Source organism: Nevskia soli, assembly GCF_903970205.1.
Taxonomy (GTDB): domain Bacteria; phylum Acidobacteriota; class Terriglobia; order Bryobacterales; family Bryobacteraceae; genus Bog-113.
The window spans coordinates 1-13713 of sequence record NZ_CAJCHS010000147.1; the positions used below are offsets into that span (position 1 = coordinate 1).

At 59.6% G+C, this 13713-nt stretch carries 17 protein-coding genes and 1 pseudogene; 9 read left to right on the forward strand and 9 right to left on the reverse strand.

Going from position 1 to position 13713, the window contains the following annotated elements; all coding sequences use genetic code 11:
* From H1Y01_RS06670 to H1Y01_RS06690, 5 genes are all read right to left on the reverse strand, one after another.
* Positions 1-1013, reverse strand: a 1013-nt coding sequence (locus H1Y01_RS06670) for an aminotransferase class I/II-fold pyridoxal phosphate-dependent enzyme (RefSeq protein ID WP_180539663.1), incomplete at its 3' end; no start/stop codon positions are given.
* On the reverse strand, positions 1010-2299 hold the full coding sequence (locus H1Y01_RS06675) for an APC family permease (protein ID WP_219341337.1): 1290 nt from the start codon (positions 2297-2299) through the stop codon (positions 1010-1012). The genes H1Y01_RS06675 and H1Y01_RS06670, both read right to left, overlap by 4 nt.
* Before the next feature lie 19 nt (positions 2300-2318).
* Positions 2319-4466 (reverse strand): transglutaminase TgpA family protein, encoded by a 2148-nt coding sequence (locus H1Y01_RS06680; protein WP_180539665.1) that lies wholly within the window; start codon positions 4464-4466, stop codon positions 2319-2321.
* A gap of 375 nt (positions 4467-4841) precedes the next feature.
* Complete coding sequence (locus tag H1Y01_RS06685) at positions 4842-5036, reverse strand: type II toxin-antitoxin system HicA family toxin (protein ID WP_219341338.1); 195 nt, start codon at positions 5034-5036, stop codon at positions 4842-4844.
* Between the two features lie 19 nt (positions 5037-5055).
* Complete coding sequence (locus tag H1Y01_RS06690; protein WP_180539667.1) at positions 5056-5340, reverse strand: hypothetical protein; 285 nt, start codon at positions 5338-5340, stop codon at positions 5056-5058.
* A 380-nt stretch (positions 5341-5720) separates the two neighbouring features.
* On the opposite strand from H1Y01_RS06690, the gene H1Y01_RS06695 reads away from it, so the two are divergent.
* Together H1Y01_RS06695 and H1Y01_RS06700 are read left to right on the forward strand one after the other, a co-directional pair.
* Entirely contained in the window at positions 5721-6149 is a 429-nt protein-coding gene (locus tag H1Y01_RS06695; RefSeq protein WP_180539668.1) for a hypothetical protein, read from the forward strand.
* 56 nt (positions 6150-6205) lie between these two features.
* Positions 6206-6460, forward strand: a complete 255-nt coding sequence (locus H1Y01_RS06700) for a hypothetical protein (RefSeq protein WP_180539669.1) — start codon at positions 6206-6208, stop codon at positions 6458-6460.
* 68 nt (positions 6461-6528) lie between these two features.
* Here the strand turns inward: H1Y01_RS06700 and H1Y01_RS06705 are convergent, their stop codons facing one another.
* On the reverse strand, positions 6529-6927 hold the full coding sequence (locus tag H1Y01_RS06705; RefSeq protein ID WP_180539670.1) for a hypothetical protein: 399 nt from the start codon (positions 6925-6927) through the stop codon (positions 6529-6531).
* Between the two features lie 168 nt (positions 6928-7095).
* Here H1Y01_RS06705 and rph point away from each other — a divergent pair, with 168 nt between their 5' ends.
* From rph to H1Y01_RS06720, 3 genes are all read left to right on the forward strand, one after another.
* Entirely contained in the window at positions 7096-7815 is a 720-nt protein-coding gene (gene rph / locus H1Y01_RS06710; protein WP_180539671.1) for a ribonuclease PH, read from the forward strand.
* 92 nt (positions 7816-7907) lie between these two features.
* Positions 7908-8471 carry an RdgB/HAM1 family non-canonical purine NTP pyrophosphatase gene (gene rdgB, locus H1Y01_RS06715; protein WP_180539672.1) on the forward strand — a complete coding sequence of 188 codons (564 nt, stop codon included), beginning with the start codon at positions 7908-7910 and terminating at the stop codon, positions 8469-8471.
* Positions 8472-8529: 58 nt separating this feature from the next.
* Positions 8530-9489 carry a sugar phosphate isomerase/epimerase family protein gene (locus H1Y01_RS06720; RefSeq protein ID WP_180539673.1) on the forward strand — a complete coding sequence of 320 codons (960 nt, stop codon included), beginning with the start codon at positions 8530-8532 and terminating at the stop codon, positions 9487-9489.
* Between the two features lie 7 nt (positions 9490-9496).
* On the opposite strand, the gene H1Y01_RS06725 is transcribed toward H1Y01_RS06720, so the two are convergent.
* From H1Y01_RS06725 to H1Y01_RS06730, 3 genes and pseudogenes are all read right to left on the reverse strand, one after another.
* Positions 9497-10267 carry a hypothetical protein gene (locus H1Y01_RS06725; RefSeq protein ID WP_180539674.1) on the reverse strand — a complete coding sequence of 257 codons (771 nt, stop codon included), beginning with the start codon at positions 10265-10267 and terminating at the stop codon, positions 9497-9499.
* 158 nt (positions 10268-10425) lie between these two features.
* On the reverse strand, positions 10426-10563 hold the full coding sequence (locus H1Y01_RS19950) for a DMT family transporter (RefSeq protein ID WP_367399774.1): 138 nt from the start codon (positions 10561-10563) through the stop codon (positions 10426-10428).
* Positions 10564-10600: 37 nt separating this feature from the next.
* A pseudogene (locus tag H1Y01_RS06730) lies at positions 10601-10981 on the reverse strand (DMT family transporter); the annotation flags it as partial.
* Between H1Y01_RS06730 and H1Y01_RS06735 the strand changes: the two are divergent.
* The 4 genes from H1Y01_RS06735 (at position 10971) to H1Y01_RS06750 (ending at position 13643) form a co-directional block, all read left to right on the forward strand.
* Positions 10971-11675, forward strand: coding sequence for a hypothetical protein (locus tag H1Y01_RS06735; protein ID WP_180539676.1), 705 nt, complete (start codon positions 10971-10973; stop codon positions 11673-11675). The pseudogene H1Y01_RS06730 and the gene H1Y01_RS06735 overlap by 11 nt on opposite strands.
* Before the next feature lie 160 nt (positions 11676-11835).
* Entirely contained in the window at positions 11836-13020 is a 1185-nt protein-coding gene (locus H1Y01_RS06740; RefSeq protein ID WP_180539677.1) for a 6-phosphofructokinase, read from the forward strand.
* Positions 13021-13026: 6 nt separating this feature from the next.
* On the forward strand, positions 13027-13389 hold the full coding sequence (locus tag H1Y01_RS06745) for a hypothetical protein (RefSeq protein ID WP_180539678.1): 363 nt from the start codon (positions 13027-13029) through the stop codon (positions 13387-13389).
* Positions 13390-13418: 29 nt separating this feature from the next.
* Entirely contained in the window at positions 13419-13643 is a 225-nt protein-coding gene (locus H1Y01_RS06750; RefSeq protein ID WP_180539679.1) for a hypothetical protein, read from the forward strand.
* Positions 13644-13713 lie beyond the last annotated feature (70 nt).

Genomic DNA, 13713 nt, shown 5'->3' on the forward strand with positions numbered 1-13713 from the left:
ACGCCCATGCCGATGCGGAAGTGGTCGGGTTGATCGAAGAAGCGGCCGGGGACTACTGTGGTTTCATAGTCCTCACGCAATCGATTCAGGAACTCGTTGATATCTACATCGAGAAGCTTCGGGAAACAGGTGGTGCCCCAGGGCGATTGCACGGCGCGGACGCGCGTCTGCTGCTGGAGGAACTCCGTCAGCAGAGTGTGGTCACGGTCCAACACGCGGCGGGCGCGGGCTTGGATGGCCGGTAAGTGAGCCAAGGCCGCTACACTTAGCTGCTCCGCGGGGAATGCCGGGATGGAGCCGAATAGGTCGTTCAGACGCCACATTCGGCGCGCCAAGTCGGGTTGGGCTAGAATCCATCCGCAGCGCAGCCCACTTAGTCCATAGACTTTAGTCAGGCTGCTGGTAACTACGAACTCGGGTCCGTAATGAATCGACGACTGCGGTGTATCGTCATAGACCGCGTCTAAGTAGACTTCGTCGACCAACACCCTTGCACCGACTTGCCGCGCCAGGTCTCCTACAGCTCGAAGCTGCGCCTCGTCCGCCAACACGCTCGATGGATTATGCAGGTTAGTCACAACAATTAGTCGCGTCTTCGGCGTGATCACGCGAGCTACTTCGGACGCATCGATGGCATAGCCGTGCTCTTCGCGCCGCTCGAAGCGTTTTACATTATCGGTAAAGTAACCCGCGGTTGCGACTAGCAATTCATAAGTCGGCGTCTCGATCAGTACCTCGTCACCATCCTCAAGCAGCGCGGCCATCGCGAGGTGATTCGCCATCGATGTTCCGGCCGCTGCTACGACATAGTCGGGGTCGACGCCGTTCTTCTCCGCGATGGCGCGCTGCAGCGGCTCGTAACCGTATCGTGTTGGGCCGTTGATCTCGAGCGATCGAAGGTCGAAGGGCAGCTCGGACAGGGGAAACGATCCGACGCCGCTGGTCGCAAGGTTGTACTTCGACTTACTATGCAGCTTCGCCCAATGCATGTAGGCCGATTCGCGGTTTCTCATACCTTGCGCCGGCTCCAGAAGAAGTAAACGGGGAGACCCGCGATCAAGATGCCCCAGCCGATCAGGCCGTTCTCGGGATACGTATAGAGTGTGCTGGCGACAATCACGGCGCAGACTATCACGAACAAGATCGTCGTCACCGGATGGCCGGGAACACGATACGCGGGTGTGATGTGCTGCTTTCTTCGCAGCATGAAGATACCGGCTGCAGTGACTCCGAACGAGACGAAATCGATTGCCATGGTGTAGTTCAGGATCTGTTCATAGCGCCCGGCCAGCGCGATAAGGGTGGCCATTACACCTTGCACGAGAATGGCGACGACAGGCGCGCCGCTGCGTGGCCAGAGCCATCCCACGCTCTTGAAGAACAGCCCATCCTGAGCCATCGCGCTATAGACGCGCGGCGTGGTCAGGATTCCCTGACTTAGAAAGCCTAGAGTGGAGATCGTGATGCCTAGCGCAACCCATCGTGCGCCCGTTTCGCCCCACGCGAGGCGCATCAGCGACGAAGCGGGCGTCTGCGTTGCAGCTAGTCCGGCGGGACCGAGTCCATGTACATAGGCGTAGTTAGTCAGCAGATAGAACGTGATGACTCCGATAACTCCAAGAATCAAGCCGCGCGAGAGGTCGCGGGCCGGGTTGCGCATCTCCCCGGCGATGAAACTCGAGGTCTGCCATCCGCCATAAGAGAACGCGACCGGGATCATGGCTGCGCCGAGCGAGAGTGCGAGCGGTCGCGCGTCAGGTACTGCGGCGACGTGGGCGGGCGAAGCCAGAGTAAAGCCGGCCACGATCAGAGCCGCAATCGCAGCCGATTTCAAGATCATCAGCGCACTCTGAACATTGCTTCCGGTGCGCGCTCCAAAGCAGTTCACGATGCTGAGCGCGATGAGAGTAACCGCGGCGATGGTTCCATCGCTCGCGCCGCTGCCGGAGATTTCGCGCAGATACCGGGCGAACGTTACTGCAACTGCCGCCATCCCGCCGGTCTGAGTTACGAGTAGCAGCACCCATCCGTATAGAAATGCGACCGACGGATGATACGCCTCCTTCAGATATAGATACTGTCCGCCCGCGCCGGGCAAACGGCAGGCGAGTTCGGCCCAGATGAACGCGCCGGCCATGGCGAGTAACCCGCCGAGTCCCCAGACCCCGAGGACCAATGCTTCCGTGTGGACCTGCTGGGCGACTACGTACGGGTTGATGAAGATGCCCGAACCAATGATGCCGCCCATGACGAGCATGGTTGCGTCGAAGAGTCCGAGCGTACGCGGCGCTTTCGGCAATCGTTCAGGGTACCGCGACTTACTTAGCGCTGAGTTTCTCCAGCGCTGCCGACATATCGCGCGCGGCTGCACCGTCGCCGCCGAAGCGCACGGCGTAATAGGAAGCAGTGAATCGTTCCACATCGTCCCCGGCCGGTTGCGGGATGCTGGACGCGAACTCCTGGGGCGTGAAGAAGCCCGGCTTCTGATACCCGCGCTGCTTCATGGCGTGCAGCATGCGCTCATAGAAGAGGGTCGCTTCAGGAGGCGCGGTGCGTCCCCGCATAGCCCTCGACTTCACCGCGTACCCGCGAGTGCCGCGCCAGGCGACCCATCCGAGCAGCAAAGCGGTTACGTAGATAGCGATGGGCACGGCCGCGGAACTCAGCCACCGGCCCAGAGCCGCGAGGTTTTGCGCCATCCATTCGGTGCGATTCGAGATGCCGCTGCGGCGGATGCGGCGCGCTTCGGCCTCCACGCGCGAAGCCAGCGTCAGCTGCTGGCCGAGATCGTAGCGCAACACCCAATCGCGCCAGAACGTGTCCGCGGCATCGAGAAACAGGCTCAATTTCGTCCAGAGGGTTTGCTGAGCGGCGCTGGCGGCGGGCGGAGTCGGATCGAACACGGTCCAACCCGCATCCGGCAGAAATGCTTCCACCCAGGTATGCGCATCGGACGCGCGGATCACCACCGATCCGGAATACGGGTTTTGAATGCCGCTCTGGAAGCCGGTGACCAGACGCGCGGGAATGCCGAGATCGCGCAACATCACCGCCATGGATGACGCGAAGTATTCGCAATAGCCTTTTTTCCAATCGAACAGAAAGCTGGCGACGGGGTCGCGAGGTTCGTTACCGGGGAGGTCGGCCGGGAGATCGAGCGAGTAGTCGATCTTGCGCAGATACTTCTCCACCAGGCGCGCGCGTTCGAGATCGGTCGCGGCTCCCGACGTGATCCGGCGGGCCAGTTCGGGAATACGCGGATCGAGGCGCGGTACCGCGAGATCGGCCTGCCGTTCGGCCGAAGTCAGACGCGCGCGGTGAGGTTCGACGGGGCCGACATCGGGTCCGAGAAAGCTGTAGACCTCATAATGCAGCGTGTCCACGGGCGCGAAACGAAAGCGGAATGCGCCGGTGGTGGACCGAGACAGCAGCGCTTGACCGACGTTGACGAACTCGGGCGCGCCGGCGACGAACAGCGCGTCGGCATCGATGTTCTGGATCTCGACGCGGTAAAGGATGCGCTTGCCGCGGCGCCTGCGCTGCCAATCTTCGGCGACGCGCACGAGGCCTCCGTTGGCGGGCATGGGGCGGAAGCTGCCGGGGTCGGTCGACCAGCGGCGGCCATCGAAGCGCTCCAGCGCCAGACCGCGCCACTTCAAGTTGAGCGGCAGATCCGACGCGCGGCTGTAGCCTTCGACGGCAAGGGGGCGGACGTGCATCACGACGCGGGAATCCTGCTGCAGCTTGCCTGTTTCGCCGAGGGTCACGTCGCTGGTGAAACCGGTCAGGTGATAGCGGCTCGACGCGAGGAAGTGGAGCGCGGCGTTGGCGGTTCGGGGAAGGATCAAAAAGAGTCCGGCGGTGAGCGCGAGGATGCCCAGCGTCATCACTGCGGACGCGACGGCTACGCGCGAAACGGGATGGCCGCGATCGTTTTTGGCTTGCTCGGTGCGGGCTATAACGAAGCGGTCTTGCGAGAGTCGACGGAGTTCGGATGTGGAGCGGGCTGCGACTGCGCACAGCAGATACGCCGCGAGGCAGAGGAAGAACGTGCCGCTCGATGAGAAGATGGCTGCCGCGAGCAGTTCGATGAAGGCGACGGCTGCGACGAACAGATAATCGCGCGCGGTGCGTGCGGTTAACGTTTTGATGCCCGCGACGAAGAAGACGACGTGGATGGTGGCGGCGATCCAGGTCTGTTCGAGGAACAGGTAGTCGATGGGCGCAAAGACCATGTACGCGATGGTGGCGGAGGTGATCGCGATTTCGGGTAGTTGGAGGCGCCGCGCGCCGGAGATGATGGCGGCGCGCCAGATCAGGCCGATGCCGGCCAGGATTACGGTGGGCCAATCGACATAGCCGGAGCCGGCGATGGCGAGGTAGCCGCTGGCGACCAGGCCGAGGATGGCGAATTGGAAGAAGCGCTCGATCGACGCGGAACTGGCCGCGCCGATTTGTTTGGGCACAGTGTAATTATCCCGCGCGGGACCCTCCCTTTCGGTCGGGCTCGGAGTGGGAGTTTGCGGTTTATGCATGGATATAGGCATTCACTCGTGAGTTTCGGTTTGTTCCGTTTTGAAACGCGATTTGTGCCCGGTTGTGCAGGATTGTGCAGTTTTCGTTGATTTTCAATGCGCTCGGGGCGAAATGTTCGAAACGAAGCCAGCTTTGAGTGCGGTTCACCCGCGACCCAAATTCCTGCTGACTTAGTTTACTGGTTCGATTTCGCCGGTTGGAGGCTTCTAGCTGCGCCGCTATGTGGAATCAGAGGGTTGCGAAGAGAAGCGGAATCGCTATTTATGTGACTGATAAGTCGGGCGTGCGCAGCAACCGGGGACAGCTTACTTGTTCAGCAGCTCGAAATAGCGCTCGCGGGACATTCCTGCGGTCCTCAAGTTGTTCTTGATGATGAAGATCGGAACGGAGTTGTACTTGGGTATCACGACGGGTCTGGTGATTCCGGGCTTAGTAAAGACCATGTGATCGCCTTCGGTGCGAACGCATCGAAAGCCGTCGGCTGCGAAAACTCTGATCAAGTCTTTATAAGAAACCGGTCTAAACGTCGGCATGAGTCAGCGGGAGCGGGAGGCTCACTCGCTGGACACTGACAAACTTCGGGCCAGCCATCTTGTGTTTGTTCTTGCTATAACCTGCTTCTTCGAGGATCTGCCCCAGCGTCCCCATCTTTTCAGCCTGTTCGAGGAAGAGCGCTACCGCCGATCTGAGGTTGGTCAAAGCTTTCTCTTTCGTGCCGCCGCATGACGAAACGTCTAGCTCCAGAGCGTGGGCTACGAAGGTGCGCCCCTCTTTGAAAATCCGTGTTGTAAATTCAATGTCCATGGAGTCCAGGTCGGCCCTAGCGTCCGAAGCATAGCATTCTGGCGAAGGCCGTCGCCGACCGCGTCGCTCGTGCGAGTATCCGGGCGGAGACTCATTGTTTTGGAACGAAGCCAGATTCGGGCTCCCGTTGAGCGCGCAGTTCAGTGATCGATGTCTTACGGTGGCGAGAATTGAGACACGCTGGCCTTCCTAGGCTCACGAGGTCTGAGCGTTGGATCAAGTATATAGGATTTTTCGAACTGGCGCTCGACATGCACGAGAAGGGCTGCGCAGCGAGTTGTTGATCGCGGTCCCAGGGTGATCTTCGGGTAGACTTCGGATCACCGTACGGGTCTTCGGGATATGATGGGTGCCATTACAGAAAGAGACGGAAATGAAGTTTGGTTGTCGCAATCGCCGCTATCTCATCCTCGGCTGTGGCGCAGACTCAGGTCACAATAACTGGGACTTCGCCGCCGATCGCGGCGCCCGGACATGCCGTCGTGATCGAAGGCGGCTCATTTACCGGAGCGACCTCGGTTACGTTCGGCGGAGCCACCGCGGTATTTCAGGTCGACACGGCGAATGCTATTACTGCGATCGTTCCGCTAGCCGCTGCCACGGGTCCGATCGAAGTAGTTCCTCCCGCCGGACCGGCAGTTAGTAGCCAAACGTTTGAAGTGGTCGCGCAATCGTGGGATGCGGCTAAGGACTTCTCCATTGCATCGAATCCGGCAGGGCAATGGAGCTATGGCGTTGCGCCCTCGCTGGGAGGTGCGGACTCGCCTGCTGGCAGAATACTCTTGCGTATCCAAATAGCGCTTCCATAGACAAGAACACGACTCCTTATACTCTACACTCACAGTCGCTAGTTATCCCGGCTAATATGCTTTGGCTCATCGGTTCCTTTTGCGCGATCGATCTTGATACTCACAACGCCGTAGCTATCGACGTTGCGATCCTGCAGAACGGGACTAGATCGCTTTTCTCCGATACTTTCAGCACCTTCGGCGAGGATAAGTCGTTCAACTTGAACCGCGCGCTGTCGAAGGGAGCGACTATTGACTTCGCAGCGGCGTATACGACGACAGCGGATAGCGATAACATCGGCCTGAAGGCGAGTTCGGAGAGGTTTCACTGATCAAGGTGCGCCTGCCTGCTAGTCCGGGTCTAGGTTGTCGTCGCCCGATGGTGGTCGGGCGCGAGTTGTCACCGCGGTTGCGGCGTGATCCCGATGGCCCGCTCGATCGCTCGCACCAGCGCGCCTGCTTCAGCGCGATCCACGCCCGACCAATCCACCGCGGCGAAGTAGCGATCGCTGGAAAACACAACCGTGTCGGGCTGCGTGCGCCAGGTCTGAGTGCGTGCGAGGCCCTCCTCGAAACTCTTGATTGCCCAGACTCGGACGCGCGCGGAACCTACTTGGACGTGCGCCGAACTGGGGCCGGTGTAGTGTGCGGTCCAGTCGGGCTGTTGCGATTGATTCACGCCGTTCAAGCGCCATCCGGGAGAGACCGATTTTGGGAAATCGGGCGGCTCCACACGCCGCGAGCAGGCGGTGCCGAGCAATATCAGTACACTGAGGAAGATTCCGATCCATCTCGGCATGGAGCCTTCTATTGTGAGGCACCAGCGCTGGGAACCTGCACATGCCTAAATACAGAACACCGCGACCGAAGCAAGACGTTCCGCAGCCGCGCGCGGGCTGGCCCTGCGTGGTCATCGTGATTTTCGCAATTATTGCCGTTTCTCTTTTACTTTTCCTGGTGATGAAATATGCGAGTTGACGGAAGGCTCCCGGCGCAGATGCGGCCGGTGAATATCGATATTAATTACCTGGCGACAGCGGAGGGTTCGGCGCTGATCCGTGTGGGCAACACGCGCGTCCTGTGCGCGGCCACAGTGGAGGATAGCGTGCCCGCGTTCCTGCGCAACTCGGGCAAGGGATGGATCACGGCGGAGTATTCGATGCTGCCGCGAGCGACCGCCACGCGCACGCCGCGCGAGTCAACGAAAGGGCGAATCTCCGGGAGGACGCATGAGATTCAACGGCTGATCGGGCGATCGCTGCGCGCGGTTGCGGACCTGAGTGCGCTGGGGGAACGTTCGGTGTACATCGATTGCGATGTGCTTCAGGCGGACGGGGGCACGCGCACGGCATCGATCACCGGGGCGTTCGTGGCCCTCTCACTGGCGGTGAAGCGCATGATGGCGACGGGCGCGATCAAACGGTCTCCGCTGCGCGATTATGTGGCGGCGACGAGTGTGGGGCTGTATAAGGGCCAGGCTGTGCTCGATCTTTGCTATGAGGAAGATTCGAAGGCCGATGTCGATATGAACGTGGTGATGACCGGGAGCGGGCGCTTCGTGGAAGTGCAGGCGACGGCGGAGCAGCAGGCGTTCGGCGACGATGAGATGGCGAGCCTGGTGGAGTTGGCGCGCGGCGGCATTGCGGAACTGGTGACGCTGCAGAAGCAACTCGCGCCGCTGCCGTAGGCGCCCGTGACAGTAATCAAAAGTACCGCTTACTCACGTGCGCGGCTCAGTAGAATCAACGTTACAGCGGTTACTACTGCGAGCTGCTGGCGATGAAGCTTTGGTGCGCGACGACGAATCCGGGGAAAGTGCGCGAGTTTCGTCTGCTTGGGGCGGAGGTTGAAATACTCCCGGGCATGGAGCAGATCGACGCGCCTGTTGAAGACGGCGACACGTTTGAGGAGAATGCCGCGCTGAAGGCAATCTATTACAGCCGGCATGCGCCGGGCCTGCTGTTCGCGGACGACTCGGGGCTCGAGGTGGACGCGCTTGGCGGAGAGCCGGGAGTTTACTCGGCGCGCTATGCCGGCGAGGGCGCGACCGACGCTCTTAACAACACGCTGCTGCTGCGGCGATTGGAATCGATCAACGATCGCCGCGCGCGGTTCGTGTGCGTGATTGCGTTAGCCGACGCGGGCAAGCTTATCCGAACGTTTCGCGGGACGGTGGAAGGCGAGATTCTCAGAGCGCCGCGCGGGAGCGGTGGATTCGGATACGATCCATTGTTTTTCTATCCGCCGTTCGGTCAGACGCTGGCCGAAATTCCGGCCGATGAGAAGTTCACGGTCAGCCATCGCGGCAACGCCCTGCGCGCGATGCTCGACTGGATCGGTTAGATGATATTCTGATCGCGGAAGCCATTGGCGTTCTAAGACAAACCAAGGAGAACCGAGCTTGCGAGTTGGCGTTTTTACCGCGTTACTGGCGCAGATGTCGCTGGATGATGTTCTGAAGAAACTGAAGGCGAACGGCGTGACCACGGTTGAGCTGGGAACCGGCAACTATCCCGGAGATCCGCATTGCAAGCTCTCCATGCTCGAGAACGAAGCCGAGCTGAAAACGTTCAAGCAGAAACTGAGCGACAACGGCTTCAGCATCAGCGCGCTGAGCTGTCATGGCAATCCGCTGCATCCCGACGCAAACGTGCGGAAGGGCTATCAGGAGACGAGCCGCAAGACCGTTTTACTCGCCGAGAAGCTGGGCGTGCCCGTGGTGATCGATTTCTCCGGGTGCCCAGGCGATAGCGAAGGCGCGAAATATCCGAACTGGGTCACGTGCCCATGGCCGCCGGAATATCTGGACATCCTCGAATGGCAATGGGAGAAGCAAGTCACGCCGTTCTGGACGGAACATGGCCAATTCGCGAAGGATCACGGGGTGAAGATCGCGATTGAGATGCACCCTGGGTTCGTCGTTTATAGTCCCGAGACGATGCTGCGGCTGCGATCGATTGCGGGTGAATCGGTGGGTTGCAACTACGATCCGAGCCATATGTTCTGGCAGTCGATCGACCCGATCGTTGCGGTTCGCCTGCTGGGTGAGTCGATTTTCCACGTTCACGCGAAAGACACGCAGATTTACGCGCGCAATTTACCCATGAGCGGCGTGCTCGATACCAAGAAGTACACGGATGAACAGCATCGGGCATGGATCTTCCGCACATGCGGTTACGGGCACGGGGCGGAATGGTGGACGGAGTTTATCTCGACGCTGCGGATGTTCGGCTACGATTACGTGCTCTCGGTGGAACATGAGGACAGCCTGATGTCGCCGGAAGAGGGTCTGACCAAAGCGGTGCGATTCCTCGACAACATCATCATCAAAGATAAAGCTGCCGCGGCGTGGTGGATTTAAGCATCCATCAGTGCTGCTGCGCCGCTGCTTTGGCCTCATCCGCGAGCACGCGTTTTTTGAAGTAGCGGCGCTTGATATCGGGCCAGAATTCCTTTAGGACGTTAGAGACGGCATCGGTGGCGATCGCCGTACCCATGCGGTCTAGCGTATCGCCCAAGCCGCGCTCGTCCGGATAGTAGAAATTGCCGATCGCGCCGTCGACCCCGTTGCCCAGAACTTCGGCGAAATTGAACGTGGGTGCGCCGGTATCGGTTTTGGCGATGAGGACGCGGGTTAGCGAATAGAACAAGCGCGACTTTACCGACCCGTTAATCTTGCGGAAATAGCGGGGATCTTCGCGAAGCAATGAGGGCATGATCGCCTCGGTCAGCATGTTGCCGATGACCTGGTCGGCATAGGACGTCGCGTACCGGTGCGCATAGCCTGCGACGCCCTGGCCGAATGACGGGTGACTGTTATCCAGCTGGTAGAGACCTGCGAAAGCGCCTGCCAGAATGAAGCCCGGCCAGTCGAAGGAATCCTTGGTGGCAATAATAAATTTCTGTTCTGTGGTGAGCCGCTCAAACGGGATCGTGCCATCAATGGTGCGGTAATTGGGGAGCACGCCAAGAATCCGCTTGTCCTGGACGGGTTGGTCCGGAACCGGAGCGGGTTTTCCGGAAACCTCAGCGGCTGGAACGCCCGCGGCATCGGAACCCGACGGTACGGAGGGGCTCGAAGGCGGGGTCTGGGGCGGCGGCGAGTCCGTCTGTGCGTTTGCACCAACGCCGCAGGCCAAAAGCAGAAGGGTCGCCCAGTGTGCGGCGCAGGAATGCAAAGGAATTCGTATCAATTGAGTGTAGACGACCAGGCGGTGAATCCAGTTACGACGGCGAGATCGCCTGACCCCACTCTGTGACTTCTCGCGACGCCGAAAAGATTCAATCCAGTCAAAATCTAGTTACCAGAACGAGGCCCGCCGAGCAACAGCACGCATCCGGCGAGTCGCGGGAAGTTCACGGGATGAGGTTGAAAGCCGACCCAGCCGAAGTTGTCGAGAACGACCGCGCAAAGCAGCGAGAACGTGACGGTCAGGGCGGTGAATGCCGTTGATCCGAGTTTTTTGAGCGAGCATCACACCCGCCATGGTGGATCCGATACTGAGCAGGCCGCCGAACCAGGCCCACCAGGGAACCGTCTGCATCTTCGACCACTGAAAGCTGCCCAACTGCGTAAATGCCAGCGCAAAAGGCAGTGCAAACGAAAGAGCGATTAGCGCAGTCAAATAGACCGTCATGCCCGCGAGCAGCGGCTGGTCGATCGACTTCCGCAGTTGGGAGTTCGCGCCGGCCTGGATCGCGTTCAGCACGCCCGCGGAGGCCGCGACAATGTACAGTATGAAATTCACCAGAAACGCGATGCACGCGAGTCGCCTTGCGATGCGAGCGCACGGGCTGTTTGGGCCTAGGCGTGCAGCACTTGGAGTAGTGAAACTTTCAGCTATGTTGGCCATTGCTGTTGGAATTGCAAGTCATCCCGTTTTCGGTCAAGTATCAGCCCCCATCAGCCGCGCTTTCATGAGCGGCGGAATCTACGCGCTTCAGTCCGATTCTCAAACTGCTCCACAACCGACCCCTCCCAGTTCCCCGGATGCGCCGGCGCCCCAGAACCCAGCGCCGTTCGACCGCTCCAGCTTGAGCGGTTACAACACGCGCGAGAAATTCATTTACGACACAAAGAACGTCTTCGGTCCGGTTCCGCTGATCTTGAACGCGATCGGGGCCGGAATCGGGCAGTCGCTGAACTCGCCGTCCCAGTGGGGTCAGGGCGCCGAAGGTTACGCCGACCGCTTTGCGTCCAGCTTCGGAACGAACATGGCTCATCAGTACATCGGGTTCGGACTTGAATCGGTGCTGCATGAGGACCCGCGCTACATGCTTTCCAAGGACCATAGCGCAAAGGGTCGTCTAAAGAGCGTTCTGCGCCAGTCGTTCACCGCGCGTAAGGACGCCGGCGGGGACACGTTCGCCTATGCGCGTATCGGAAGCGCGTTCGGCGCGGGACTTTTGTCCAACACGTGGCAGCCTCGCGGGTCCCGAGGAATCGGCGACGGATTCATCCGCGGCACGGAAATTCTGGCGATCGATATCGGATCGAATCTTGCTCAGGAATTCATTCCGTTTATCCGGCGTTTCCAGATTCGTTGACGGGGTCTCATGACCTAGAATGGTGGTTCGCTTACCTGTGGCGGTAACCGCTCCGTCGCCGTCGCGGCTCGGTAGATTCAGTCGTGTTACAGAGCCGAGACCGTGAGGGAGACGGTTTCGCCACGGGCTGCTCGCAATTCATCATCGGGTTTGGAGAGACATGGCATCCAGAAGAATCGGCATACTAACAGGCGGCGGAGACGTTCCCGGCCTGAATTCAGTCATCAAGACAGTCGTTTACCGGGCGAACGAGCTGGACGGGGAAGTGATCGGGCTGCGCCGCGGGTGGGAGTCGCTCACCCATCTCAATTTTGACGATCCCGCGAGTGTCAGCCGCTATGTAATCGCGCTGAACCGCGACAACACGCGCACCATCGACCGGTTTGGCGGCACGTTTCTGCACAGTTCCCGTACCAATCCCAAGAAGATGAAGAAAGTGGCCCCGTTCCTGAACGCCGCGGATTTCCCTTCGTCGGAGGTGACCAAGGCTGGGGAAACATCCACGGTTTACGACGTGACCAAGCGCGTCGAAGCGAACCTCGAACGGTTGAAGCTGGATTACCTGATCGCCATCGGCGGCGACGATACACTGAGCTACGCCGCCCATCTGGATAGCCAGGGGTATCCGGTGATTGCCATCCCGAAAACAATGGATAATGACGTTCGGAACACCGAGTACTGTATCGGTTTTTCGACGGCGATCACGCGCGCCACCGAAGCGGTGGAACGGCAGCGGACGACGGTCGGTTCCCATGAACGCATCGGCATATTCCGTATCTTCGGGCGCGATGCGGGTTATACCGCGCTCTACACCGCATACGTGACATCGATGCGCTGCTGTATTCCCGAGTACGCGTTCGATCTCGAGAAACTGATCGATCTGCTGATGACGGACAAGCGGATGTCGCCCAGCAATTACGCGCTGATTGTCCTTTCCGAAGGCGCGAAATGGGAGGGGTATCAGGCGCGCGAGATCGGCGAAGCGGACGCCTACGGGCATAAGAAGAAGGCGAACGTCGGCGAGGATTTAAGCGATGAAATTAAGAAGCGGACGGGCGAAGAGACCATCGTCAGCGACTTGACGTATGATCTGCGGAGCGGCAGTCCGGACTTCGTCGACAAAATGGTGGCTTCCACTTTTGCGGGGATGGCGGTAGACTGCATTCACCAGAAGAAGCATGGCGTGATGATGGGAATCGAAGGCGGGTGTTACGTGGTGACGGCGATTCCGGATCCCAAATTGGGGCCGCGCAGGGTCGACGTGAAAAATATGTACAACATTAACCGGTACCGGCCCACTTACACCAATAAGATCGGATTGCCCATTTTTCTTACACGAGCCTGAACCGGAATGACCGCTGCCGAGATCCGCATCCCGCACGAGAACCTGAACCAGAAGATTAACGGCGATATCGTGCGGTCGGAGATCGAAGGAGGCGTATTCCTGCGGGATCTGGCTTGCGGCGCGACGATCGAAGTTAAGACTCACAACCGGTCTTATAAGTTGATCAAACAGGATGGCGAACAGGCTCTGATCTCGGGTCACCCGCAGTTTTGTCCCGATCCGGTGCTGGTTACGATCGATGGCTCGAATTGGGGCGGATCGCTGCTAAAGCGCGGTTTTATCGGGCGCGGGATGCGGCTGGAATTCAGGCATCCGGTTTTCCGGCGGGTGACGACTTCGCCGATCGATGAGATTCGGGAAGTGGCGTAGTTTGGGAGGATTGAGGTACCCTGAAGGACATGGAAGTTCATTTCACGCCCGAGCAGGAAGGTGAGCTTTCTGAAATCGCCAGCCATGCCGGTATGAGCGCTGAGGGATTGGTGAAGGATACCGTCCTGCGCCTGCTTCAGGAAAAGGCGCGCATCCGCGCATCCGTGCGGGAAGGAATCGCTCAGGCCAACAAGGGCGAGTTCATTGAGGAAGAAGAGATGGACGCACGCTTAGAGCAGATGTTGCGCTCGTGAAGCATGCGCATCCGCTGGACGCCGGCCGCCGCAGCGGACTTGCAGGGCATTAGCGATTACCTTAAAGATC

Bases quoted from the DNA above. Each gene is read 5' to 3' on its own strand.
- H1Y01_RS06745 (WP_180539678.1), top strand. From the start codon at position 13,027: ATGACCGCTGCCGAGATCCGCATCCCGCACGAGAACCTGAACCAGAAG.
- rdgB (WP_180539672.1), top strand. From the start codon at position 7,908: ATGAAGCTTTGGTGCGCGACGACGAATCCGGGGAAAGTGCGCGAGTTT.
- H1Y01_RS06705 (WP_180539670.1), bottom strand. From the start codon at position 6,927: ATGCCGAGATGGATCGGAATCTTCCTCAGTGTACTGATATTGCTCGGC.
- H1Y01_RS06735 (WP_180539676.1), top strand. From the start codon at position 10,971: ATGTTGGCCATTGCTGTTGGAATTGCAAGTCATCCCGTTTTCGGTCAA.
- H1Y01_RS06700 (WP_180539669.1), top strand. From the start codon at position 6,206: ATGCTTTGGCTCATCGGTTCCTTTTGCGCGATCGATCTTGATACTCAC.
- H1Y01_RS06690 (WP_180539667.1), bottom strand. From the start codon at position 5,340: ATGGACATTGAATTTACAACACGGATTTTCAAAGAGGGGCGCACCTTC.
- H1Y01_RS06750 (WP_180539679.1), top strand. From the start codon at position 13,419: ATGGAAGTTCATTTCACGCCCGAGCAGGAAGGTGAGCTTTCTGAAATC.
- H1Y01_RS06740 (WP_180539677.1), top strand. From the start codon at position 11,836: ATGGCATCCAGAAGAATCGGCATACTAACAGGCGGCGGAGACGTTCCC.
- rph (WP_180539671.1), top strand. From the start codon at position 7,096: ATGCGAGTTGACGGAAGGCTCCCGGCGCAGATGCGGCCGGTGAATATC.